Origin of the sequence: Nonomuraea sp. NPDC003804, from assembly GCF_040610675.1 — a bacterium.
Taxonomy (GTDB): Bacteria; Actinomycetota; Actinomycetes; order Streptosporangiales; family Streptosporangiaceae; genus Nonomuraea.
The window spans coordinates 57,336-78,005 of the sequence record NZ_JBEXMT010000040.1; the positions used below are offsets into that span (position 1 = coordinate 57,336).

19 protein-coding genes are annotated in these 20,670 nt (G+C 72.3%); 7 read left to right on the plus strand and 12 right to left on the minus strand.

The features are described 5' to 3' along the window. The 7 genes from ABZX22_RS39205 to ABZX22_RS39235 all read right to left on the minus strand — a co-directional run bounded on the left by ABZX22_RS39205 (nucleotide 1) and on the right by ABZX22_RS39235 (nucleotide 5,728). Complete coding sequence (locus tag ABZX22_RS39205; protein WP_354920211.1) at nucleotides 1-732, minus strand: isocitrate lyase/phosphoenolpyruvate mutase family protein; 732 nt, start codon at nucleotides 730-732, stop codon at nucleotides 1-3. Continuing rightward, on the minus strand, nucleotides 729-1,535 hold the full coding sequence (locus ABZX22_RS39210; protein WP_354920214.1) for a hypothetical protein: 807 nt from the start codon (nucleotides 1,533-1,535) through the stop codon (nucleotides 729-731). Before ABZX22_RS39210 ends, ABZX22_RS39205 begins: the two co-directional genes overlap by 4 nt. Before the next feature lie 21 nt (nucleotides 1,536-1,556). Next, the gene (locus ABZX22_RS39215) at nucleotides 1,557-2,261 is read right to left on the minus strand and encodes a winged helix-turn-helix domain-containing protein (RefSeq protein ID WP_354920217.1); all 705 of its coding nucleotides are present in this window, start codon (nucleotides 2,259-2,261) and stop codon (nucleotides 1,557-1,559) included. A gap of 43 nt (nucleotides 2,262-2,304) precedes the next feature. Beyond that, entirely contained in the window at nucleotides 2,305-2,985 is a 681-nt protein-coding gene (locus ABZX22_RS39220; RefSeq protein ID WP_354920220.1) for a DUF998 domain-containing protein, read from the minus strand. Then, on the minus strand, nucleotides 2,982-4,196 hold the full coding sequence (locus tag ABZX22_RS39225) for a glycosyltransferase (RefSeq protein WP_354920223.1): 1,215 nt from the start codon (nucleotides 4,194-4,196) through the stop codon (nucleotides 2,982-2,984). Before ABZX22_RS39225 ends, ABZX22_RS39220 begins: the two co-directional genes overlap by 4 nt. A 19-nt stretch (nucleotides 4,197-4,215) precedes the next feature. After that, nucleotides 4,216-5,019 carry a DMT family transporter gene (locus tag ABZX22_RS39230; RefSeq protein ID WP_354920226.1) on the minus strand — a complete coding sequence of 268 codons (804 nt, stop codon included), beginning with the start codon at nucleotides 5,017-5,019 and terminating at the stop codon, nucleotides 4,216-4,218. A 76-nt stretch (nucleotides 5,020-5,095) separates the two neighbouring features. Beyond that, on the minus strand, nucleotides 5,096-5,728 hold the full coding sequence (locus tag ABZX22_RS39235) for a DedA family protein (protein WP_354920229.1): 633 nt from the start codon (nucleotides 5,726-5,728) through the stop codon (nucleotides 5,096-5,098). Nucleotides 5,729-6,070: 342 nt separating this feature from the next. Between ABZX22_RS39235 and ABZX22_RS39240 the strand changes: the two genes are divergently transcribed. Together ABZX22_RS39240 and ABZX22_RS39245 are read left to right on the plus strand one after the other, a co-directional pair. Beyond that, a complete protein-coding gene (locus ABZX22_RS39240) occupies nucleotides 6,071-7,246 on the plus strand; it encodes a histidine kinase (RefSeq protein WP_354920231.1) in 1,176 nt (391 codons plus the stop codon). Between the two features lie 35 nt (nucleotides 7,247-7,281). After that, nucleotides 7,282-8,271 carry a hypothetical protein gene (locus ABZX22_RS39245; RefSeq protein WP_354920233.1) on the plus strand — a complete coding sequence of 330 codons (990 nt, stop codon included), beginning with the start codon at nucleotides 7,282-7,284 and terminating at the stop codon, nucleotides 8,269-8,271. Here the strand turns inward: ABZX22_RS39245 and ABZX22_RS39250 are convergent. Both ABZX22_RS39250 and leuE read right to left on the minus strand, forming a co-directional pair. Next, the gene (locus ABZX22_RS39250) at nucleotides 8,179-8,790 is read right to left on the minus strand and encodes a VC0807 family protein (protein WP_354920235.1); all 612 of its coding nucleotides are present in this window, start codon (nucleotides 8,788-8,790) and stop codon (nucleotides 8,179-8,181) included. The two genes, ABZX22_RS39245 and ABZX22_RS39250, sit on opposite strands and share 93 nt — an antisense overlap. A 248-nt stretch (nucleotides 8,791-9,038) precedes the next feature. Further along, nucleotides 9,039-9,695 (minus strand): leucine efflux protein LeuE, encoded by a 657-nt coding sequence (leuE, locus tag ABZX22_RS39255; protein WP_354920238.1) that lies wholly within the window; start codon nucleotides 9,693-9,695, stop codon nucleotides 9,039-9,041. A gap of 195 nt (nucleotides 9,696-9,890) precedes the next feature. Here leuE and ABZX22_RS39260 point away from each other — a divergent pair, with 195 nt between their 5' ends. The 3 genes from ABZX22_RS39260 to ABZX22_RS39270 all read left to right on the plus strand — a co-directional run bounded on the left by ABZX22_RS39260 (nucleotide 9,891) and on the right by ABZX22_RS39270 (nucleotide 15,781). Then, on the plus strand, nucleotides 9,891-10,379 hold the full coding sequence (locus ABZX22_RS39260) for a MarR family transcriptional regulator (protein ID WP_354920241.1): 489 nt from the start codon (nucleotides 9,891-9,893) through the stop codon (nucleotides 10,377-10,379). Between the two features lie 151 nt (nucleotides 10,380-10,530). Continuing rightward, nucleotides 10,531-12,585 (plus strand): cellulase family glycosylhydrolase, encoded by a 2,055-nt coding sequence (locus ABZX22_RS39265; protein WP_354920244.1) that lies wholly within the window; start codon nucleotides 10,531-10,533, stop codon nucleotides 12,583-12,585. A gap of 112 nt (nucleotides 12,586-12,697) precedes the next feature. Next, a complete protein-coding gene (locus tag ABZX22_RS39270; protein WP_354920247.1) occupies nucleotides 12,698-15,781 on the plus strand; it encodes a BTAD domain-containing putative transcriptional regulator in 3,084 nt (1,027 codons plus the stop codon). Here ABZX22_RS39270 and ABZX22_RS39275 read toward each other — a convergent pair. From ABZX22_RS39275 to ABZX22_RS39285, 3 genes are all read right to left on the minus strand, one after another. Then, entirely contained in the window at nucleotides 15,760-16,509 is a 750-nt protein-coding gene (locus ABZX22_RS39275) for an ABC transporter permease (protein WP_354920250.1), read from the minus strand. The two genes, ABZX22_RS39270 and ABZX22_RS39275, sit on opposite strands and share 22 nt — an antisense overlap. Next, nucleotides 16,506-17,399 (minus strand): ATP-binding cassette domain-containing protein, encoded by an 894-nt coding sequence (locus ABZX22_RS39280; protein ID WP_354920253.1) that lies wholly within the window; start codon nucleotides 17,397-17,399, stop codon nucleotides 16,506-16,508. Before ABZX22_RS39280 ends, ABZX22_RS39275 begins: the two co-directional genes overlap by 4 nt. A gap of 65 nt (nucleotides 17,400-17,464) precedes the next feature. Next, nucleotides 17,465-17,941, minus strand: a complete 477-nt coding sequence (locus ABZX22_RS39285) for an Lrp/AsnC family transcriptional regulator (protein ID WP_354920256.1) — start codon at nucleotides 17,939-17,941, stop codon at nucleotides 17,465-17,467. A gap of 91 nt (nucleotides 17,942-18,032) precedes the next feature. On the opposite strand from ABZX22_RS39285, the gene ABZX22_RS39290 reads away from it, so the two are divergent. Continuing rightward, nucleotides 18,033-18,704, plus strand: a complete 672-nt coding sequence (locus tag ABZX22_RS39290) for a nitroreductase family protein (protein ID WP_354920259.1) — start codon at nucleotides 18,033-18,035, stop codon at nucleotides 18,702-18,704. Nucleotides 18,705-18,780: 76 nt separating this feature from the next. Further along, entirely contained in the window at nucleotides 18,781-20,607 is a 1,827-nt protein-coding gene (locus ABZX22_RS39295; protein WP_354920262.1) for a M14 family metallopeptidase, read from the plus strand. The last annotated feature ends 63 nt before the right edge of the window (nucleotides 20,608-20,670 follow it).

A 20,670-nucleotide genomic window follows, 5' to 3' on the forward strand; every position in this document is an offset into this window, starting at 1 on the left:
TTATCTCGGCTCGGGCAACAGCCGCACGATGTCCGCATATGTGGGCAGGCCCGGGTCGTCCTCCAGGACGGCCAGCGCGCCCCTGAGCGCGGCCCGGTAGAGCAGGGAGCCCGTGCTGATCCTGGCCACGCCCACGTCGGCGAGCCTCTCGACGGGCGGTCCGTAGAGCACGTTGAGCGGCAGCGGCGTGCTCTCGACGATCTCGGCGATGGTGCCCAGGTCGTTCGTGCCGGGCACGAAGATCCCGTCGGCACCCGTGTCGCCGTAGGCGCGCACCCGCTCGAGGGTGTCGTCGCCGGTGGCCAGCCACAGGGTGTCGGTGCGGGCGTTGACGAACACGCCCCGCCCGGCCACCGCCTCCAGGATGCGGGTCTGCTCGCCGATCGGGCGCAGCGTGCCGTCGGCCCTGCCGTCCTCCAGGTTGACGCCCGCCACGCCCATGCTCGCCAGGACGTCGACCAGGTCGGCGACGGCGGCGGGGTCGTCGCTGAAGCCGTTCTCGATGTCCACGGTGAGGAAGACGGGCAGGTCCTTCAGCAGGTCGACCAGGTCGAGGGTCTCCGCCTTGGTGGCGGCGGCGGCGTCGGGCCTGCCGTGGACCGCGCTGACGCCGAGGCTCGTGGTGCCGATGGCGGGATGGCCGCGGGCGGCCATGAAGGCGGCCGAGCCGTAGTCCCAGGCGTTGGGCAGGACCAGGGGCTTGCCGGGCTGGTGCAGGTCGGCGAAGGTCATCGGAACTCCATGATCGTTTCGAGGACGCCGGTGGCGATGGCCATGGCGTGGCCGGATCCGGGGCAGCGGCGGGGGCCGTGGCCGAAGGCGAGGTCGGGGGTCAGGTCGACCTCCACGAGGGCGCCCGTGGCGTCGACGCGTTTGGTGGCCCGGACCGGAGGGTCGTGGCGGAGGGTGTCGCGCAGCAGGTCGTCGGGGGCGAGAGGCTCCGGCGGCCGGGCGATAGCGTTGCGCAGGAGGGCGGTGGTGGCGCCGTGGGCCTGCAGCAGGATGGTGATCTCCGGGATGCCGGCGACGGCGGCGAGGGCGGCCACGGCCGCGTCGATCTCGGGCGTCGTCACGCCGGACAGGTAGCCGCCGGCGACGGTGGCGACATCGGAGACGAGCGCGTCCGTGCAGGCGACGCCCAGGGCGGGGCCGAGCACCCGGGTGGGCACCCCGTGGGCGAGGACGCGATCGGCCATGTCCGTGGTCCTGTCGGTGGCCTCGGACGTGGCCATGTCGGCGGCCATGTCGGCGGCCATATCCGTGGCCATATCCGTGGCCTGGCCCGCGGCCGGGCCGGTGAGCAGCGTCCGGGTGGTCTCGGCGGCGGCGGTGCGGAGGGCGGCGGGGTCCAGGACCGCCAGCCGGGCCTCCACCAGGGCACGGCGCTCGGCGTGTGCGGGGCCCGCGGCGAAGCGGGAGACCCGCGCGCGCAGCCAGCCCAGCGTGCCCGGCTCGGCCCCCGCCGCGACCGGCGGCGGCACGTACGACGGGTCGGACAGGACGGCGCGGACTTCCGCGTGACCGGTGATGAACATGGAACCGACCGTAGACCCCGGTCAGTTCGGCGCCGGCCGAAGCATGCCGGCGGGGATCTCCAGCAGCGCCGACAGGCTCGCCAGGCCGTCGTCAGTGATCTTGAGCGCCCGCTGGCCGCCGATCCTGGTGACCCAGCCCGCCGCGAAGGCGTGGTGGCACAGCGCCGCCCCCGCGGTGCCCGCCAGGTGCGGGCGGCGCTCGGTCCAGTCGAGGCACGGCCTGGCCATCGGCCGCGTACGGCTGGCCTCCAGCGCGATGCCGAGCCCGGCGAACCAGTCGGCCCCCGACGGGCTCAGCGAGAACCCGGGTTCCAGCAGGCCGCGGGACAGGAGCGCGTCGGTGACGGCGACGCCGAGCCGTCCGGCGAGGTGGTCGTAGCAGGTGCGGGCCCTGGCCATCGCGGCCGACGCGCTGGCCGCCCTGAGCGTGGCGGGGGCGGGGCCGGAGGCCGCGGGGGAGACGCGCGCGGCGAGGTCCTCGACGAGTTGCGCGGTGGCGGCGTCGGCCAGCCGTACGTAGCGGTGCCTGCCCTGCCGTTCCTCGGCGAGCAGCCCGCCCTGCACCATCTTGCTGAGATGCTCGCTGGCGGTGGAAGGGGCGACCTTGGCCGTCCTGGCGAGCTCGCCCGCGGTCCACGCCCGCCCGTCGAGCAGCGCCAGGCAGAACGCCGCCCTGGTCGGGTCGGCGATGAGCGCCGCGAACGCGGCGAGGCCCTGAGCTGACATGCCTCTACGGTAGGCCGGTGAAGGTTCGGCGGGTGCCGAACCTTCACGCGGCTCTGGCGCGGTCGACGGCGGCCGGCCCGGCCTCGGGGGCCTTCGCGGCGCCCGGGTTCCTGCCGGCCACGGGCACGGCGGCGGGAAGGCGGAAGTCGAGGAAGGCGGCCAGGCCCATCGCCACCACGAGGACGATCTCGGCCACGATCAGCGCGCGTTCCATGAGGCCGTAGTACGCGGCGCCGCCGATGAGCGGCGAGGTGAGCGTCGCCGGGTGCGCGGCGAGGTAGACCGCCAGTGTGATCACGGAGGTCACGGCCAGCGACCTGACCAGGTTCCACCGGGGGAGCGCGGCGCGTCCCCTGGCCAGGCTCCAGCCGGCGACCGGCAGGGAGGTGAACACCACCGCCGAGGCCCACCGGTGCAGCTCGCCCGACAGCGACTTGGCGGCGCCGGGGTCGGTCGGGAAGACCGCGCTCAGCATCAGGCCCGCCGCCGCGGCGATCAGCAGCAGCCTGGTCGCCGCCGTGCGGGCGGGGTCGTTGACGGCCAGGCCGTAGGCGAGGAACAGGCAGCCGGAGGCCAGGGCCGTCATGCCGACCACGACCAGCGGCATCCCGCCGGGAACCAGCGCGTAGTCGCTGACCAGCGGCTGCGCGGGCAGCGCCAGGTGCGCGTGGGCCAGCGCCGCCAGGCACACCACCGCCGCGACGAGGGGAGCCACCAGGATCATCGGGCGACCTCGGCGTAGATCTGCTCGAAGCGGGCCAGCGACGCCTGGTGGTCGTGGGTCAGCGCCAGCTCGCGGCTGGCCCGGCCGGCCCTGGCCCGCAGGTCGGCGTCGGCCAGCAGCGTGGTCAGATGCCCCGCCAGCTCCATCACGTCGCCCGGCTCGAACAGGTACCCGTTGTCCTCGACCAGGTGCGGCAGCGCCATCGCGTTGGCGGCGACCACCGGCAGCCCGCTGGCCATGGCCTCCAGCGTGGCGATGCTCTGCAGCTCGGCCACGCCCGGCATGGCGAAGACGTCGGCGGCGGCGAACACCTGCGGCATCGTCTCGTCGGGCACGAACCCGAGGAAGAACACCCGGTCGCCGACCCCGATCCTGCCGGCCAGCCGCTCCAGCTCGGCCCGCTGGTTGCCCTTGCCCACCAGCGCCACCTGCGCGTCGGTCTCGTTCAGGACGTACGGCAGCGCCCGCACCAGCTCGTCCAGGCGCTTCTCCTCGTCGAGCCGTCCCACGAACAGCACGGTCTCGCGGTCGGGCAGGCCGAACGCCTTGCGCGCCCACGCCTTGGGCTCGGCGTGCGGGTGGAACCTGGTCAGGTCGATCCCGCAGGAGACCGCCTCCACCTCGCGCGAGAAGCCCTGGCCGGCCAGCAGCCCCGCGGCCAGCGGCGTCGGGGTGGTGATGTGGTCGGCGCGGGAGAAGATCCGGCTGAAGTCGCGCCACGCCAGCCGGCCCGCAGACTCCCGCAGCCGGGCCGGGATGTGCGCGAACTGGAAGAGGTTGTCGGGCATGAAGTGGTTGGTCGCCACGACGGGCACGCCGTTCCTGCGCGCGGCGGCCATCGCCGCCCTGCCGACCACGAAGTGCCCCTGGGCGTGCAGCACGTCGGGGTCGATGGCCTTCACCAGGCGGTCGAGCCTGGTCGGCACCGTCACCCGCATCGTCGGGTGGACCAGCAGCGGCGCCGAGCGCAGCCGGTGCACGACCACGCCGTCCTCCACCGAGGCCTTGGCGGGGCCCTCGTCCGACTGGCAGATCACGTGGACGTCGTTGCCGCGCTCGGCCAGCCCGGTGGCCAGGCGATGGGTGAAGACGGCGGCGCCGTTGACGTCGGGCGGGTAGGTGTCGGTGGAGATCAGCACGCGGCGCGGCCTGGCGGGCACGGAGGCGAGCGCCGGGCGGGTGGTCTCGGTGGAGACGAGCGGCATGGCCATGGTGGGGGACTCCTGGGAGTTAGGAACGTGATTCGAGGGGGGTGGTGCGAGCGAGCGCGATCGTGCCCACCGCCGTGAGCGCGGCGGCCGCGATCGGGGCGACACCCTGGGGGAGGGGCTCGCCGAGCAGGAGGGCGCCGAAGGCGACGGCGGTCAGGGGGTCGGCGATCTGCAGCGAGGCGAAGGACACGCCGAAGTGGCCGACGGCGTAGGCCCGCTGCAGGAGCACCAGGGCGAGCAGGGCGGGAACCGGCAGCGCCAGCAGGTACCACCAGTTCCACGCCCCGTCGACCAGGACGCGCATGAGGGTCGCGGTCGCGCCGTACAGCACGCCCGCGCTGGTGGCCAGGAGCGCGGCCCGTCCCGCCGGGGAGGCGGCCCTCGCGCCCGCCCACAGCAGCACCGCCGCGACGCCCGCGACCGCGAGCAGCGTGGCGGCCCCGTGCGGGCTCAGGTACGTGGGGCCGTCGTGCGAGGGGACCAGCAGGACCAGCCCGATCAGGCCGATGGCGACCGTGGCCGCCGCGGCCAGTTCCCTCCGGGACGGCCGCCGCCCGTGCAGGGCGGCCGCGATCGGCAGGGCGAACAGGAGGCTGGCCACGCCCATCGGCTGGACGACGGTCAGCGGGCCGAGGCCGAGGGCCACGATGTGCAGCCCTCCGCCCACGAGGATCGACGCCCCGCCCACGAGCCAGCGGGGCTTTCTGAGCAGGGCCAGCAGGCCCGGCTTGGCCGAGCCCACCGCCTCGAACTGCTGGAGAGCGGCGCCGAGTGCGAAGAACAACGAGCCGAACAGGGCCACGGCCGCGGCCAGCACAGTCATGCGCACTCCTTTCACCTGGATGAAGACATGTGGAGGTGTCCGTGAGGTCTCCGCTCAGGGACAGGGGGGCGAACAGTCAGGACTCTCCTTCGGCGCCCTGCGCGGCAGGGACGAGCGCCCGGTGAGAACCCGGTGAACGCCGCTTGCGCAGCCAGCGGACCAGCTCGACGACCATGGTGATCGTCACCGCGATGCCGAGGCCGAGCAGCAGGCCCTTGATCGGGTCGTTCTCGAAGGCCATGCCGCCGAAGAAGCCGATCAGCGTCGAGTAGACCGCCCACGACCCGGCCGCGATCGCGTCGAAGAACGCGAACGAGCCGCGCGGATAGCCGACCCCGCCCATGGTGAGCGTGGCCGCGGTCCTGCCGCCGGGGATGTAGCGGGCCACCACGAGCAGCAGGCCGCCACGCTCGGCGAGTGCCTGCTGGGCCCACGTGAAGGCCTTCTTGCCCCGCAGCCGGCGGCCCGCCTTGCTGCCGATGAAGTAGGAGATGTGGTCGCCGGTGAAGGCGCCCAGCGCGGCCACGACCATCACCAGCCACAGGTTCGGGTCACCCGTGGAGGCCGCGAACACGCCCGCGGTGATGACAGCCGTCTCGGCGGGCACGACGGGGAAGAACCCGTCGAGCATCGCCAGCGCGAACAGCGCGACGTACAACCATGGCGAGGTCATCACCTGGTTGAGCAGGTCGAGAATGGCATGGGACATGTGCGCTCCGGTCTGTGGAGGGGGTTCTCTCAGAGTGGCGGCGGATCACCCTGGCGACATCGGGGAACGGCCCCCGGCCGGACCCCGGCCGTCCCCTGGAAATCTCAGGGATCTACCTCCTCGAACCTAGGGATCGATCAGGTCCGCCCACATCGGACGATCGGTACGCACGACCCCCTACTTTCGTCATGTCCCTCGATCCAACTCGGGAAGGAGACCTCGCACACTGGTGTGAGGGTGGAGATCGACGGTGAGGCTGGCACCACCATCTCCGGTAGGCCGGGCGATACCCCGACTTTCGGCAGAGGTGCCGCCGGGGCCCGGCCCGATAGCGTCTCCCGCATGCGCCGCACGCCCCGCCACCTGCTCCACGACGTGCTCCTGTGGCTCGTCATGTCCCTCCTGGCCGCCGCCGCGGGGCCCGACCCCTTCGCCGACCCCGGCCGCTTCCTCGCGGTGACGGGCGGGCGCGTGCTGCTTCTGGCCCTGGCGATCGCGGTGGGCCGGCCGTGGCCGCTCGCCGCGGTCGTGATCCTGCTGCCGGTGGGACCCTGGCAGTTCGACGAGGGTCTGGCCACCGCCGACTGGGACTTCAGCCGGGGGCAGGCCACCGGCGACCAGTTGTGGCCGCTGTCGCTGGTCGCGGTGAAGATCTTCCCGCTCACGCCGACCACGCCGGCCGTGATCTGGTACGCCTATCTGACCGGGCGCAGGACCGCGCGCGCCTGGCCGGCCGTGGCCGTTCTCGGCGCGGCCACCGTCGTCGGCTCGGGCGTCGTGCTGGCGCACGGCGGCCAGCCGCGGCTGTGGGTCACGATGGTGTCCGGGCTCGCCGGCTTCTACGTCCTGCCGTACCTGCTGGGGGTGCTGCGGCGGCGGCTGGTGCACCAGCGGGCGCGGGCCGGCGAGGCCGCGGCGGCGCAGGCCAGGATGCGCGAGCGCGCCCGCATCGCGCACGAGATGCACGACTCGCTCGGGCACGACCTGGCCCTCATCGCGGTGCGCGCGGCGGGCCTCGAGATCGCGCCTGGACTCGCTCCGGCCCAGGCCAAGGCCGCAGGGGAGTTGCGGGTGGCGGCGGCGGAGGCCACGGAACGGCTGAGGCAGATCGTGGGGCTGCTGCGCGAGGACATCGACCCCGCCCCGCTCGCGCCCGTCGACGAGGACGTCGCCGCCCTGGTCGAGCGGGCCAGGGGCTCGGGGATGGAGGTCACGGCGGAGATCGCGCCGGGTCCCGTGCCCGCGCTGGCGCACCGGGTGGTCCAGGAGGGCCTGACCAACGCCGCCAAGCACGCCCCCGGCGCATGGGTGCGGGTCTCGGTCGCGCCCGGGCGGATCTCGGTGCGCAACGGCCCCTCCCGCGGCCGGCCCACCGCGGTCCCGGGCGGCATGGGCCTCACCGGACTGCGCGAGCGCGTCCGGCTGGCCGGCGGCACGATGGCGGCGGGCCCGGCCGGCGAGGGCTTCGAACTGGTCGTCGTCCCCCGCGCGGGGGAGGGGGATCCCCGCGTCGCGTGAGGCCGGGGGTGCCGCCGCCGGGCAGATTGGGCGGCATGGACGTTCCCCGCGCAGGAATCGGCAGGATCACCGCCGCGATCGTCGCGATGGCCGCGACCCTGCCCTACCTCACCATCAAGATCCTTTGGCTGGCGGGCCGCCCGGTCGGCGTGGTCGACCTTTCGCTGATGGACTCGGGCGCGATGACCGGGCTCAACGCCATGACCTTCGGCATGGACCTGGTCGGCCTGTGCCTCGCGTTCGCCTTCACCACGCGGTGGGGGATGCGCCTGCCGGCGTGGCTGGTGCTGCTGCCCATCTGGGTCGGCACCGCCCTGCTGTCCAAGATCGTCCTCGCGCTGCCGCTGACCCTGCTGATCGAGGGACCGGGCTCCTTCCACGGCGGCCCGATGGTGGAGGGCTGGGTCTACCTGATGGTCTACGGCGGCTTCTCGCTGCAGGGCGTGGGGCTCACCGTCGCCTTCGCCCTCTACGCCCGCGCCAGGTGGCCGTGGGCCTTCCGGTACGGCAGGGCGCGGACGGCCGTGGCGTTCCAGCACGTCGTGGGCCGCGGCGGCCTGCTGGTGGCGCTGGTCGTCGGCGCCGTGGACGTGTACTGGGCCTGCGGCGGCACCGCCGGACTCGACCCCGCTGTGACGGCCGCGCGGAACCTGCCGGGAAGCGTCGTGCAGGCCCTCGGCGGAGCGCTCATCATCGTCGGCGCCGCCGGTTACCTGGCCCTGCTGCGCGGGCACGCGTGGTGGTCGACGGCCGTGGCGTGGCTGGGCAGCGGCTACCTGTTCGCCTGGGGCCTCTACGAGATGATCATCATGGTGACCGCCGGCCCGCTGGCCGCCGAGGTCCCGATGGTCGCGCCCCACCTGATGGCGCTGTTCGCCATGCTGACCGGACTGACGCTGGGGCTCGGTGGCGCGTTCCTACTGATCGAGAAGTCAGGCGGGAGCGTGGCTGAGGCGGCGCAGCACCCGCTTGAAGGTCCACAACGAGAAGGTGATCGCGAACCCGCTGATAGCGGCCACCGCTGAGGTGCGCAGCAGCATGTAGGCGCCGATGGACTCGTTGAGGAAGAGCCAGATGCTCACGGTGGAGTTGGCCATCAGCACGAACGCCCACAGCAGCGTGATCCTGGCGAAGAACCTGCGCATCCGCTCGTGCTTCAGCACCGCCTGCGGCAGGTGGATGTAGTCGAGGGTGAGCTTCTGGACCATCGGCCTGTTCAGCCTGACCGAGGCGAGGAAGATCATGCTGATGCAGATGGTCCCGAACTCGGGCGTCAGGAAGAAGACGGCGTTGTTGCCGGTCCACAGCGCGACCAGGGCCCGCGCGGTGATCGCGACCGCGGCCAGGAACATGGTCGCGGGCACCCGCACCTTCCTGACGAGCCGCCATCCCACGCCGAGGTAGACCCACGACACCGCCGCGATCAGCGCGCCCGTCTCGCCCAGGATCATGAGGGCGGTGTAGAAGACGGCGAGCGGAGCGACGACTCCTTCGAGCAGGCGGGGGATCGCCTGCCTGGCCAGGGCGGTCAGACGTGGCAGCACGACGGGGGGATGGTTCAACTCTGCTCCGTAGGTCGGCCCACGAGCAGCGCCTACCCCTGGCTGGCGGGATCAGGCATCGTCGGACGCTGTCGTCGGGTTGCGGGACGGATTACCCCGGCGCGCAGGGGCGCGCCGCTGGCTTACCGTACCTGACGTCCGGGAGTGCCACTGTCAGATTGTGCACATTCGGCACTTGTTGATCTTGCCGTGGCCATATGTCGCATCTGTCATAGTTTGTGGGGAAACGATTATCCCAGGCTGGCCGTGGCGAGCTTGGCGCCGAAGCCGAGGAACAGCGCGCCGACCCCCGAGGTGAGGGTGGCCGACAGCTTCCGCCTGGCGCGGAACTGCCCGGCCAGGAAGGTCCCGCCGAAGATCAGCGCCGACAGGTAGAGCGCGCTGAACAGCTGGATGATCGCCCCCAGGATGAGGAACGGCACCGCGGGCATGCCGTACGAGGGGTCCACGAACTGGATGAAGAAGGAGACGAAGAACAGGATCGCCTTCGGGTTCAGCAGGCTGATCGTCAGCGCCTTGCGGAAGGGGTTCGGTCCGCGCTCGTCCACCAGCACGGCGACCGGGACGTGAGCCGGGCCGGCGGAGCGCCACGCCTTCCACGCGCCCCTGATCATCTGGAGGCCGATCCACGCCAGGTAGCCCGCGCCCAGGTACTTCACGACCGTGAACAGCACCGGATTCGAGCGCAGCAGCGACGCCGCGCCCGCCGCCGCGAGCACCATGAGGACGGTGTCGCCGACGAAGACGCCCATCGCCGCCTTGTAGCCCTCACGCACGCCGCGCTGGGCGGCGAGGGCGAGCACGTAGAGCGAGTTGGGGCCGGGCAGCAGGATGATGAAGAAGGCTCCCGCCACATATGTCCAGATATCGGTCACGCCGAAGAACATGGTCGCTCCTGCTCAAATGGGTCATTTCACAGTAGCGTGTCGCGTCTCCCGGCCGGTTTCAGAGCGGCCGGTACCGCGGGCCGCCGGGCGCCTGGCGGCGTCCCGGCGCCCCGTCCGGACACCGGTACGGCAGGACCGCCGGGGCCCGGTCTCCCGCCGGGCGGACGGCGCCGCCGATGGCCATAGGGTCTGACCATGAGCAGTGAGCAGGACGCGATCGACGTCATCCTCACCCAGTGGCGGCGCGAGCGTCCGGACCTCGACCTGTCGGCGATGGGCGTCTTCGGCCGCCTCGGCCAGGCGTCGCGGCTGGTGGAGTCGGCCGTGGAGGAGGTCTTCCGGCGCCACGGCCTGCGACCGGGCGAGTTCGACGTGCTGGCGGCGCTGCGCCGGTCGGGCCCGCCGTACACGCTGATGCCGTCGGAGCTGTCGGACGTGCTGATGATGTCGCGGGCGGGCATGACCAACCGCATCGACCGGCTGGAGGCGGCGGGGCTGGTCGAGCGCAGCCTCGACCCCGCCGATCGGCGCAGCTTCCGCGTCTCGCTCACCGAGCGGGGCCGCGAGGTCATCGACGCCACCCTCACCGAGCACGCGGCCAACCTGGCGCGGTTGGCCGCCCGGCTCACCGAGCAGGAGGCCGGCACGCTCGACGCCATCCTGCGCGGCATGCTGCGCGCCTAGCGCGGCCCTACGCGTGGCGCATCGGACTTACTTCGTCAAGGCCGTCAGCCTTCCTGTCTGATGCCTGTCAATTTGGGCCTTGTGCCCGGGAGTGGTCAGACCTATTCTCCGATTGATCGTTAGTTAAGTTTCCTAATAAACCGGAGGGGCGATGCTCCGACCCGTCCGCTTCCTCGCGCTCACCGCCGTCCTCACCACCTGCCTGGCCGCGCCCGCCCTGGCCCAGGCGCCCTCCCGCCTCGAGGCGGAGAACGCGACCGTCTCCCAAGGGGCGGTCGAGTCCAACCACGCGGGCTTCAGCGGCACCGGCTTCGTCAACTACGACAACGTCCAGGGTTCCTACGTCGAGTTCACCGTGAACGCCGCCGCGGCGGGCACCGCCTCGATCGTGCTCCGCTACGCCAACGGCACCACCACCGACCGGCCGATGGCCGTCGCGGTCAACGGGGCCGGCGTGACCAAGAACTTCCCCGGCACGGGAGCCTGGTCCACCTGGGCCTCGACGACCGTCACGGCGCCGGTGCACGCGGGCGCCAACACCGTCCGCGCCACCGCCACGACCGCCAACGGCGGGCCCAACCTCGACTACGCCGAGATCGACGTGGCGGCCCCGTCGAACGAGTACCAGGCGGAGAACGCGGTCATCTCGCAGGGCATCGTGGACACCAAGCACGCCGGGTACACCGGCACCGGCTTCGTGGACTACACCAACGTCGCGGGCTCCTACGTCGAGTTCACGGTCAACGCCGCCGCGGCCGGGAACGCGGCGCTGACCTTCCGCTACGCCAACGGCACCACCACCGACCGGCCGATGGCCGTCGCGGTCAACGGGACCGGCGTGACCAAGGACTTCCCCGGCACGGGCGCGTGGAGCACGTGGGCGGAGACCACCGTCACCGCGGCGCTGAACGCGGGCGCCAACACCGTCCGCGCCACCGCCACGACCGCCAACGGCGGCCCGAACCTCGACCGGCTGACGGTCTCGGCCGCGGGCCCGCCCGACACGGAGAGCCCCTCCGTTCCCGGCAACCCGCGGGCGACGGCCACCACCTCCAGCTCCGTCACGCTGGCGTGGGACGCCTCGGCCGACAACAGCGGGACGATCAAGGACTACCGGGTCTACGAGGGGTCGACGCTGAAGGCGACCGTCGGCGGCACGTCGGCCACGATCACCGGCCTGGCGCCGTCGTCCACCCACACCTACACCGTGACCGCCCGTGATCCGTCGGACAACGAGTCGGGCAGGAGCGCCGCGGTCACCGCCACGACCCAGCCGGGCGGCACCGGCACGCCGGTGGAGGCCAACGGTCAGCTCCAGGTGTGCGGGGTACGGCTGTGCAACGAGCGCGGCGAGCAGATCCAGCTGCGCGGCATGAGCTCGCACGGCCTGCAGTGGTACTCGCAGTGCCTCAACACCGCCTCGCTGGACGCGCTGGCCACCGACTGGAAGGCCGACGTCCTGCGGATCTCGATGTACATCCAGGAGGGCGGCTACGAGACCAATCCGCGGCTGTTCACCGACCGGGTGCACAACCTGATCGAGATGGCCACGGCGCGCGGGATGTACGCGATCGTGGACTGGCACATGCTCAGCCCCGGCGATCCGACAGTGAACCTGAGCAGGGCCAAGACCTTCTTCACCGAGATCGCGCAGCGGCACAACGGCAAGAACAACCTGCTGTACGAGATCGCCAACGAGCCGAACGGCGTGTCGTGGTCGACGATCAGGAACTACGCCCACCAGTTGATCCCGGTGATCAGGCAGCACGATCCGGAGACCCCGATCCTCGTGGGGACCCGCGCGTGGTCGTCGCTCGGTGTCTCGGACGGGGCCGACGAGAGCGAGGTCGTCAACAACCCGGTCAACGCGACCAACATCATGTACACCTTCCACTTCTACGCCGCCTCCCACGGCTCGGAGTACCTGAACGCGCTGTCGCGGGCGGCCGACCGGATCCCGATGTTCGTCACGGAGTTCGGCACGCAGACGGCCTCGGGTGACGGCTCGAACAACTTCACCCGGTCACAGCAGTACATCGACCTGATGGCGCAGAAGAAGATCAGCTGGGTGAACTGGAACTACTCCGACGACTCGCGCTCGGGTGCCGTCTTCACCTCGGGCACCTGCCCGAACGGCCCGTTCGCGGGCACCTCCAGGCTCAAGCCGGCGGGGGTGTGGGTGCGCGAGAGGGTGCGCGCCGACTAGGGAGACGGGTATTTACCTATAAAACCCACTGAGTTACTATGAATTAGCCGGTATCGAGGGCTCGCGCGGCTGGGGTGGCTGCGCGGGCCCTTCCGGACGGCAAGATGTGCGTATGCGTGTGGCGATTCTCGGTCCGCTGGAGGTCGAGGGACCTGAAGGGCCGATCGAGGTCGGCGGCGCCAGGGTCAGGGCCCTGCTGGCGCTGCTCGCGCTGGAGGAGGGACGGCTGGTCACCGCCGACCGGCTGATCGACGCGCTCTGGCCGGGCGAACCGCCCGCCAACGCGGCCAACGCCCTCCAGACGCTGGTCAAGCGGCTGCGCGCGGCGCTCAGGCCATGCGAGGCGGTGGAGAGCAGGCCGGGCGGCTACCGGCTGACCGCGCGGGTGGACGTGCGCCGCTTCCACGACCTGGTGGCCGCCGGCGAGCTGGAGGCGGCGCTGAAGCTGTGGCGCGGGCCCGCGCTGGCCGACCTGGCCACGGTGCCGCACCTGGCCAACGTGGCGGCGGCGCTGGAGGAGGACAGGCTCGCCGCGGTCGAGACCAGGGCCGAGGCGCGGCTGGCGGCGGGGCTGCCCGTGGACCTGGCGGCGGAGGTGGCCGCCCACCCGCTGCGCGAACGGCTGTGCTCGATCGCCGTGCGCACCATGGCCGCCGCCGGGCGGCAGGCCGACGCGCTGGCCCTCTTCGAGCGCACCAGGGCGCGCCTGGCCGACGAGCTGGGCGTCGATCCCGGCCCCGAACTGCGCGCCGCCCATCTGGCGGTGGTGTCGGGGGACCTCCCTGCGGCCCCGCCGACCGGCCGGCCCCCTGTCCAGCCGACCGGCCCGCCCGCCGTACGGCATCGCCGCCCGGGCGTGAAACGCCCGCTGACCAGCTTCATCGGCCGCGAGGAGGAGCTGGAGGAGCTGACCGGGCTGCTGGCGACCTCGAGAATGGTCTCCATCGTCGGCCCCGGCGGCGCCGGCAAGACCAGGCTGGCGACGGAGGCGGCACTGCTGGCCGAGGAGGCGTGGCTGGTCGAGCTGGCGGCCATCACCGACCCGGCCGACGTGCCCGGCGCCGTGCTCGACGCGCTCGACCTGCGCGGCACCGACCGGCCTGCGCTGGGCGCGGCGGAGAAGGTCAGCCCGGCCGACCGGCTGGTGGGCGCGCTCGCCGGCCGCAAGGCGCTCATCGTGCTCGACAACTGCGAGCACCTCGTGGCGGCGGCGGCCGTGCTGGCCGAACGGCTCCTGATCGAGTGTCCCGGCCTGAGGGTGCTGGCCACCAGCAGGGAGCCGCTCGGCGTGCAGGGGGAACGGCTGGCGGCCATCCCGCCGCTCGAGCTGCCGCCCGAGGGGGCGCAGCCGGGCGTGGCGGCGGCGTCTCCGGCGGTGCGGCTCCTGCTCGACCGGGCCAGCGGCGTCAGGCTCGACGAGCGGAACGTGGCCGCGATCGTGGCCATCTGCCGCAGGCTCGACGGGATGCCGCTGGCGATAGAGCTGGCCGCGGCCAGGCTGCGCACGATGACGCCCGCCCAGCTGGCCGACCGGCTCGACGACAGGTTCAGGCTGCTGACCGGCGGCAGCAGGACGGCGCTGCCCCGGCAGCAGACGTTGCGCGCGGTGGTCGAGTGGAGCTGGGACCTGCTGACCGAGGAGGAACGGGCGCTGGCCGAGAGCTTCGCGGTGTTCCCGGGCGGAGCCACGCTGGAGGCGGTCGAGGCCGTGTGCGGGGCGGGGATCGAGGTGCTCGGCGCGCTGGTGGACAAGTCGCTGGTCAGGATGGACGCCCAGGGCCGTTACACGATGCTGGAGACGATCAGGGCCTACGCCATGGACGGCGGCCGGCAGCCGCGCAGGGCGCACGCCGTCCACTTCGCGGAGCTGGCCGAGGCGGCGGTGCCGCACCTGCGCACGGCCGAGCAGCTGGTGTGGATCGAGCGGCTGGCCGCCGAACGCGACAACCACGCGGCGGCGTTGCGCTGGGCGCTCGACACCGGCGAGGTGGAGCTGGCGCTGCGCCTGTGCGGGGCGCTGACCTGGTACTGGTGGCTGTGCGGCTACCGGGCCGAGGGCGAGGCGTGGGCCACGCAGGTGATCGAGCTGGCCGAGCGGGCGGGCGACGGCCCGCCGCCGGGGCTGGCGGCCGCCTACGCCGCCTGCACCTTCGGCGTCGGCACCCGGTTCATCGGGCGGCTGCTGAACGAGCCCGACGCGCTGGGGCGGATCCTGGACGACATGGAGCGGGTGATCGTCCAGGCTCGCGCGGAGGGCCCCGTCCATCCGATGCTGTGGCTGGGCAGGGCCGTGCTGGCCGCGATGACGCGGCAGGAGGAGCGCCTGGCCGAGCTGCTGGACGAGTACGTCGCGGCCGAGGACCCGTGGCTGTCGAGCGCCGCGCTGATGATCAGGGGCGGCTGGCGGTCGGCCCACCCGCTGGCGGAGGACGATCTGGAGCGGGCGGTCGCCGGGTTCAGGCGGATCGGCGACCGGTGGGGCCTGAGCGAGTCGCTGCTGGCCCTGGCCGGGGCGCGGGTCATTCGCGGCAAGCCGGCCGCCGAGCTGATCGCGGAGGCGGGGGCGCTCACCGTGGGATGGGTGAGCGTCGAGGACACGATCACCACGCTCACCACGGTGGCGCTGCTGCGCGCCCAGGGCGGCGACGCCGAGGGCGGCGCCGCCGACCTGGCCAGGGCCAGGGCGGTCGTCTCGGACGAGACGTCGCCGCAGGTGCTGCTGCACCTGCGGCTCGGCGAGGCCGAGCTGGCGAGGCTGGCCGGGGACGGAGCGGCGGCGCTGGCACGCTACGAGGAACTCCTCGCCGCGCTGCCCGCGATGAGCGACGTGCTGCCGCAGCAGGTGAGCTGGGCGCGCACCTCCTACGGCAGGGCGCTGCTGGAGGCGGGCGACCCGCAGGGCGCCAGGGAGCAGCTGCGGCTGGCGGTGGAGACCTTCGGGGCGGCGCCGGACCTGCCGATCCTGGCCGCCGCGCTCGCCGGTTTCGCCCAGGTGGCGCTGGCCGACGGCGACGCCGAGCGGGCCGCCGTCCTGCTCGGCGGGGCGAGCGCCGTCCACGGCGGTGTCGGCGGAGGGGGCGCCGAGATGGCCACAACCGCCGCCGACACGCGTGCCGCGCTCGGTGACGCGGCCTTCGAGGCGGCGTTCGGGCGCGGCGGGCGCATGTCCCGTGATCAGCTGACCCGCCTGGCGTAGGCGCGCAGCGCCAGCGGCACGAACACCGCGGCGATGGCGGCGGCCCAGCCGAGGGTGAACCACACGTCGGCGGCCTGCGTGCCGCCGACCATCAACCCGCGCAGCGCGGACGCCAGGTGCGAGACGGGGTTGACGTTCATCCACCACACCAGCCAGCCGGGCAGGCCGGTGGCCGGGATGAAGGCGGTGCTGCCGAAGGTGAGCGGGAGCAGGACGGCGCTGGCCATGCTCTGCATCGTGGTCACGGACTTCGTCACCAGCCCCAGGTAGGCCGACGCCCAGCTCAGCGCGAAGGCGAACAGCACCATCAGCCCGACGGCGGCCAGCGCCTCCAGCGGGCCGGTCCTGATCCTGAAGCCCACGACGTAGCCGATCAGCAGGGACATCATGATGGTGACCATGAGCGTGGCCAGGTCGGCCAGGATCCGGCCGGCGAGGGGCGCGGCCCTGGCGATCGGCATCGTCCTGAACCGGTCGAACACCCCGTTGCCGATGTCGGTGGCCAGGTTCATGCCGGTGCCGATGGTGGTGATCAGCGCCACCTGGGTGAGGACTCCTGGCAGCATGTACTGCACCGCGCCCGCCCTGTCGCCGCCCGAGCCGCCGAACAGGTAGACGAACACCACGATCATGAAGATCGGTTGCATCAGCAGGCCGACGAGCTGGCCGGGGCTGTTCCTCAGCGGGACGAGGCTGCGCCAGGCGAGGGTGAGGCTCTGCGAGATCACTTCGATGCTCCTGTCAGGCTGAGGAAGACGTCGTCGAGGGAGGGCAGGCGCAACGCGTGCTCGGCGAGCACGATGCCCGCCTCGTCGAGCTTCCTGAGCAGCACGGGCGCCTCGGCCAGGTCGTGGACGGGCACGCTGAGGCCGCCCATGATCGCGGTGATCCGCTCCGCGTCGGGCTCGTGCAGCGGCCTGACCTCCAGGCGGTGCCCGCCCGCCTTGGCCTTGAGCTCGCCGGGGGTGCCGGAGGCGGCCACGCGGCCACCGTCGATCAGCAGGATGTCGTCGGCGAGCTGGTCGGCCTCGTCCAGGTACTGCGTCGTCAGCAGCACGGTCACGCCGTCGGCGACCAGCTCCCTGACCACCTGCCACAGCTCGTTGCGGGCGTGGGGGTCGAGCCCGGTGGTGGGCTCGTCGAGGAAGAGCACGCGGGGGCGGCTGACCAGGCTGGCGGCCAGGTCCAGGCGGCGGCGCATGCCGCCGGAGTACCCGCCGGCCTTCCTGCCGCCGGCCTCGCTCAGCCCGAACCTGTCCAGCAGCTCGGCGGCCCTGGCCCTGGCCGCGTCGCGGGGCAGGCCGAGCAGGCGGCCCATCATCACCAGGTTCTGCGTGCCGGTCAGCTGCTCGTCGACCGAGGCGTACTGCCCGGTCAGCCCGATCAGCTCGCGCACCCGCGCGGCCTGGGCGCGCACGTCGAACCCGCCGACCGTGGCCCGGCCCGCGTCGGCGGCCTGGAGGGTGGCGAGGATGCGCACGGCCGTGGTCTTGCCCGCGCCGTTCGGGCCGAGGACGCCGAGCACCGTCCCGGTCCTGGCGCGCAGGTCGATCCCGGCCAGGGCCACCTTGTCGCCGTATCTCTTGACCAGCCCTTCGGCTTCGATCGCATACATCATGCCCGCTACGGTGCCGCCGGCCGCTGGCAGTGCCCTGGCAGGTGCCTGGCAGGCGGCCTGTCAGGTCAGTCCGGGATGCCTGCCAGCGGGTGGACCCGGTGCGCGACGACCTCGGACAGCGTGATGACGGTCGTGCTGCGCCGTACGCCCGGGATGGTCAGCATGCCGTCGATCACCCGCTGGACGTGCTCGTTGTCGCGCCCGGCGATGCGGCACCAGACGTCGCCAGGGCCGGTGACGATGTAGGCCTCCAGCAGCTCGGGGATGGCGTGCAGGGCGGAGGAGATGTGCTCGCGGGCGGCCTGCTCGACCTCCAGAGTGGTGAAGGCCTGCACCGGATAGCCGAGCGCGGTGGGGGAGAGGGCCGGGCCGAAGCCGCTGATCACGCCGTCGGCGGCCATCCGGTCGAGCCGCGCCTGCACGGTGCCGCGCGCCACGCCTGCCAGGCGGGCGATCTCCAGCAGGCCGGTGCGGGGGCGGTCCCGCACCAGGCGCAGGATGAGCAGGTCGAGATCGTCGAGTCCGGTACGGCGTGCTGGCAATCTGGCTCCTTGGCGGGCCTTTGGCTGACTTTTCGCCAGGATAGAGGGCGCGGTGTTGTCATCATCGTCACCGCTGCGGACACTGCGGTCCATGGAGCACAGGTATCCGTTCGTCCCCTACGCGGCCGACCGTCTCGACGAGGCGGAGATGGTGCGCCGGGGCCGTGCCTTCTACGAGCACGTCGACCGGCGGCGCAGCGTGCGCTTCTTCAGCGCCGAACCCGTGCCGAGGGAGTGCGTCGAGCTGGCCGTCATGGCCGCCAACACCGCCCCGTCCGGCGCCCACCAGCAGCCGTGGAAGTTCGTGCTGATCGGCGACCCCGCGACCAAGCGGCGGATCAGGCAGGCGGCCGAGGTCGAGGAGCGCCAGAACTACGAGGGCGGCAGGCTGACCCCCCAGTGGCGGCAGGCGCTGGCGCCGCTCGGGACGACCTCCGACAAGGGCTACCTCGAGGTGGTGCCGTGGATCGTGGTGTGCTTCGCCGAGAAGTACGGCGTGCGCGCCAACGGCAGCAGGGTGAAGCACTACTACGTCAACGAGAGCGTGGGCATCGCCTGCGGCCTGTTCATCACCGCGCTGCACACCATGGGCCTGTCGACGCTGACGCACACGCCCAACCCGATGGCCTTCCTCAGCGAGATCTGCGCGCGGCCGGGCAACGAGCGGCCCTACATCCTGTTCCCCGTCGGCCACGCCGCGCCCGACGCGCAGGTGCCCGACCTGCGGCGGAAGCCGTTGGACGAGGCGCTGGTCCGCTTCTGAAAATTTGGGCCTTTTCCGGTTGTGCGAGCTTCTTCACTCTCGGTGCAGACGCCCGTCAAGCCTGAGGAGGCTGAAGGTGAGAAGTCGATTAGTCATCCTGCTGTCCGTTCTGGCCCTGATCTGCCTGACCGGCGTGACAGGGGCAGGGGCGAGCGCGGAACCGCCGCCCAACAAGCAGTACAGGGTGCAGGGGCCGGCCGACGCACGGGAGCGCAGCGCCGTGGCGTCCACGGGCGCGGCGATCAACGAGGTGGCCGCCGACTCGGTGGTGGTGAGCGCGACCGCGGACGAGGTCGCCGCGATCAAGCGGCTCGGCTACCGGGTCGTGGAGCTGCCGTCCCCGTTACCCCCGTCCGGTGTGCGGGCCGCTGACTTCCCTCCGTCCGACTCCGGCTACCACAACTACGCGGAGATGACCGCGGACGTGGACGCGCTGGTGGCCGCGCATCCGGCGATCGCCGGCAAGTTCGTCTACGGCACCTCCTACGAGGGCAGGCCGCTGATCGGCGTCAAGATCAGTGACAACGTGGGCTCCGACGAGGCCGAGACCGAGGTGCTCTTCACCGCCCACCAGCACGCCCGCGAGCACCTCACGGTCGAGATGGCGCTGTACATCATGCACCTGCTCGCCGAGGGCTACGGCACCGACACCCGCATCGCCGACCTGGTCAACACCCGCGAGATCTGGATCATGCCGGACCTCAACCCCGACGGCGGCGAATACGACATCGCCACCGGCTCCTACCGGTCGTGGCGCAAGAACCGGCAGCCCAACTCCGGCTCCACGGCGATCGGCACCGACATGAACCGCAACTGGGGCTACAACTGGGGCTGCTGCGGCGGCTCGTCCGGTTCCCCCTCCAGCGACACCTACCGCGGCGCGTCGGCCGAGTCCACTCCCGAGGTGCGGGCGGTGGCCGACTGGGTGCGCGGCCGTGTCGTCGGCGGCGTGCAGCAGATCAAGTCGCACATCGACTGGCACACCTACAGCGAGCTGATCCTGTGGCCCTACGGCTACACCTTCAACGACACCGCGCCCGGCCTGACGCAGGACGACAGGGACGCGCACGCCACGCTCGGCCAGAACATGGCCTCCACCAACAGCTACACCCCCGAACAGGCCAGCGACCTCTACATCACCGACGGCACGATCGACGACTGGCTGTGGGGCGTCTACAAGATCTTCAGCTTCACGTTCGAGATGTACCCGACGGGGGCGAGCCCCGGCTTCTACCCGCCTGACGAGCAGATCGTCCCGCAGACCACACGCAACAAGGAGGCCGTGCTCCGCTTCCTCGAGTACTCCGACTGCGTCTACCGGATCATCGGCAAGGAGGCCCAGTACTGCGGCACGGGCGGCGGGACCACGATCTACTCCGACACCTTCGAGAGCGCGACGGGCTGGACGGCGAACCCGGCCGGCACCGACACCGCGACGACCGGCCGGTGGGAGCGCGGCGACCCCGCGGCGACCACCTCCTCCGGCGCCAAGCAGCTCGGCACCACGGTCAGCGGCGTCAACGACCTGGTGACGGGGCCTCTGGCGGGCACGTCGGCGGGTGACTACGACATCGACGGCGGCGTGACCACCATCCAGTCACCACCGATCACGTTGCCGGCCTCGGGCACGCTCAACCTGTCGCTGTCGTGGTACCTGGCGCACGGCTCGAACTCCTCCACCGCCGACTACTTCAGGGTGCGGGTGGTCGGCTCCACCACGACCACGGTCGTCAACCAGCAGGGCGCCGCCACCAACAGGAACGGCGCGTGGACGGTGGCGACGGCCAACCTGAGCTCGCACGCGGGCCAGACGGTGAGGATCGTCGTCGACGCGGCGGACGCCTCCACCGCCTCCCTGGTCGAGGCGGGCGTCGACGATGTGAAGATCACTCACACGCCGTAGCCGAAACCCGGTCACAGACCCACCCCTTCCGGCTTCCTCGCAGGCCGGGAGGGGTGGTTTTTT

What these genes read in the sequence shown, in the direction of transcription:
- ABZX22_RS39205 (WP_354920211.1), bottom strand. Translation starts at nt 732, where the DNA reads ATGACCTTCGCCGACCTGCACCAGCCCGGCAAGCCCCTGGTCCTGCCC.
- ABZX22_RS39210 (WP_354920214.1), bottom strand. Translation starts at nt 1,535, where the DNA reads ATGTTCATCACCGGTCACGCGGAAGTCCGCGCCGTCCTGTCCGACCCG.
- ABZX22_RS39215 (WP_354920217.1), bottom strand. Translation starts at nt 2,261, where the DNA reads ATGTCAGCTCAGGGCCTCGCCGCGTTCGCGGCGCTCATCGCCGACCCG.
- ABZX22_RS39220 (WP_354920220.1), bottom strand. Translation starts at nt 2,985, where the DNA reads ATGATCCTGGTGGCTCCCCTCGTCGCGGCGGTGGTGTGCCTGGCGGCG.
- ABZX22_RS39225 (WP_354920223.1), bottom strand. Translation starts at nt 4,196, where the DNA reads ATGGCCATGCCGCTCGTCTCCACCGAGACCACCCGCCCGGCGCTCGCC.
- ABZX22_RS39230 (WP_354920226.1), bottom strand. Translation starts at nt 5,019, where the DNA reads ATGACTGTGCTGGCCGCGGCCGTGGCCCTGTTCGGCTCGTTGTTCTTC.
- ABZX22_RS39235 (WP_354920229.1), bottom strand. Translation starts at nt 5,728, where the DNA reads ATGTCCCATGCCATTCTCGACCTGCTCAACCAGGTGATGACCTCGCCA.
- ABZX22_RS39240 (WP_354920231.1), top strand. Translation starts at nt 6,071, where the DNA reads ATGCGCCGCACGCCCCGCCACCTGCTCCACGACGTGCTCCTGTGGCTC.
- ABZX22_RS39245 (WP_354920233.1), top strand. Translation starts at nt 7,282, where the DNA reads ATGGACGTTCCCCGCGCAGGAATCGGCAGGATCACCGCCGCGATCGTC.
- leuE (WP_354920238.1), bottom strand. Translation starts at nt 9,695, where the DNA reads ATGTTCTTCGGCGTGACCGATATCTGGACATATGTGGCGGGAGCCTTC.
- ABZX22_RS39260 (WP_354920241.1), top strand. Translation starts at nt 9,891, where the DNA reads ATGAGCAGTGAGCAGGACGCGATCGACGTCATCCTCACCCAGTGGCGG.
- ABZX22_RS39265 (WP_354920244.1), top strand. Translation starts at nt 10,531, where the DNA reads ATGCTCCGACCCGTCCGCTTCCTCGCGCTCACCGCCGTCCTCACCACC.
- ABZX22_RS39270 (WP_354920247.1), top strand. Translation starts at nt 12,698, where the DNA reads ATGCGTGTGGCGATTCTCGGTCCGCTGGAGGTCGAGGGACCTGAAGGG.
- ABZX22_RS39280 (WP_354920253.1), bottom strand. Translation starts at nt 17,399, where the DNA reads ATGATGTATGCGATCGAAGCCGAAGGGCTGGTCAAGAGATACGGCGAC.
- ABZX22_RS39290 (WP_354920259.1), top strand. Translation starts at nt 18,033, where the DNA reads ATGGAGCACAGGTATCCGTTCGTCCCCTACGCGGCCGACCGTCTCGAC.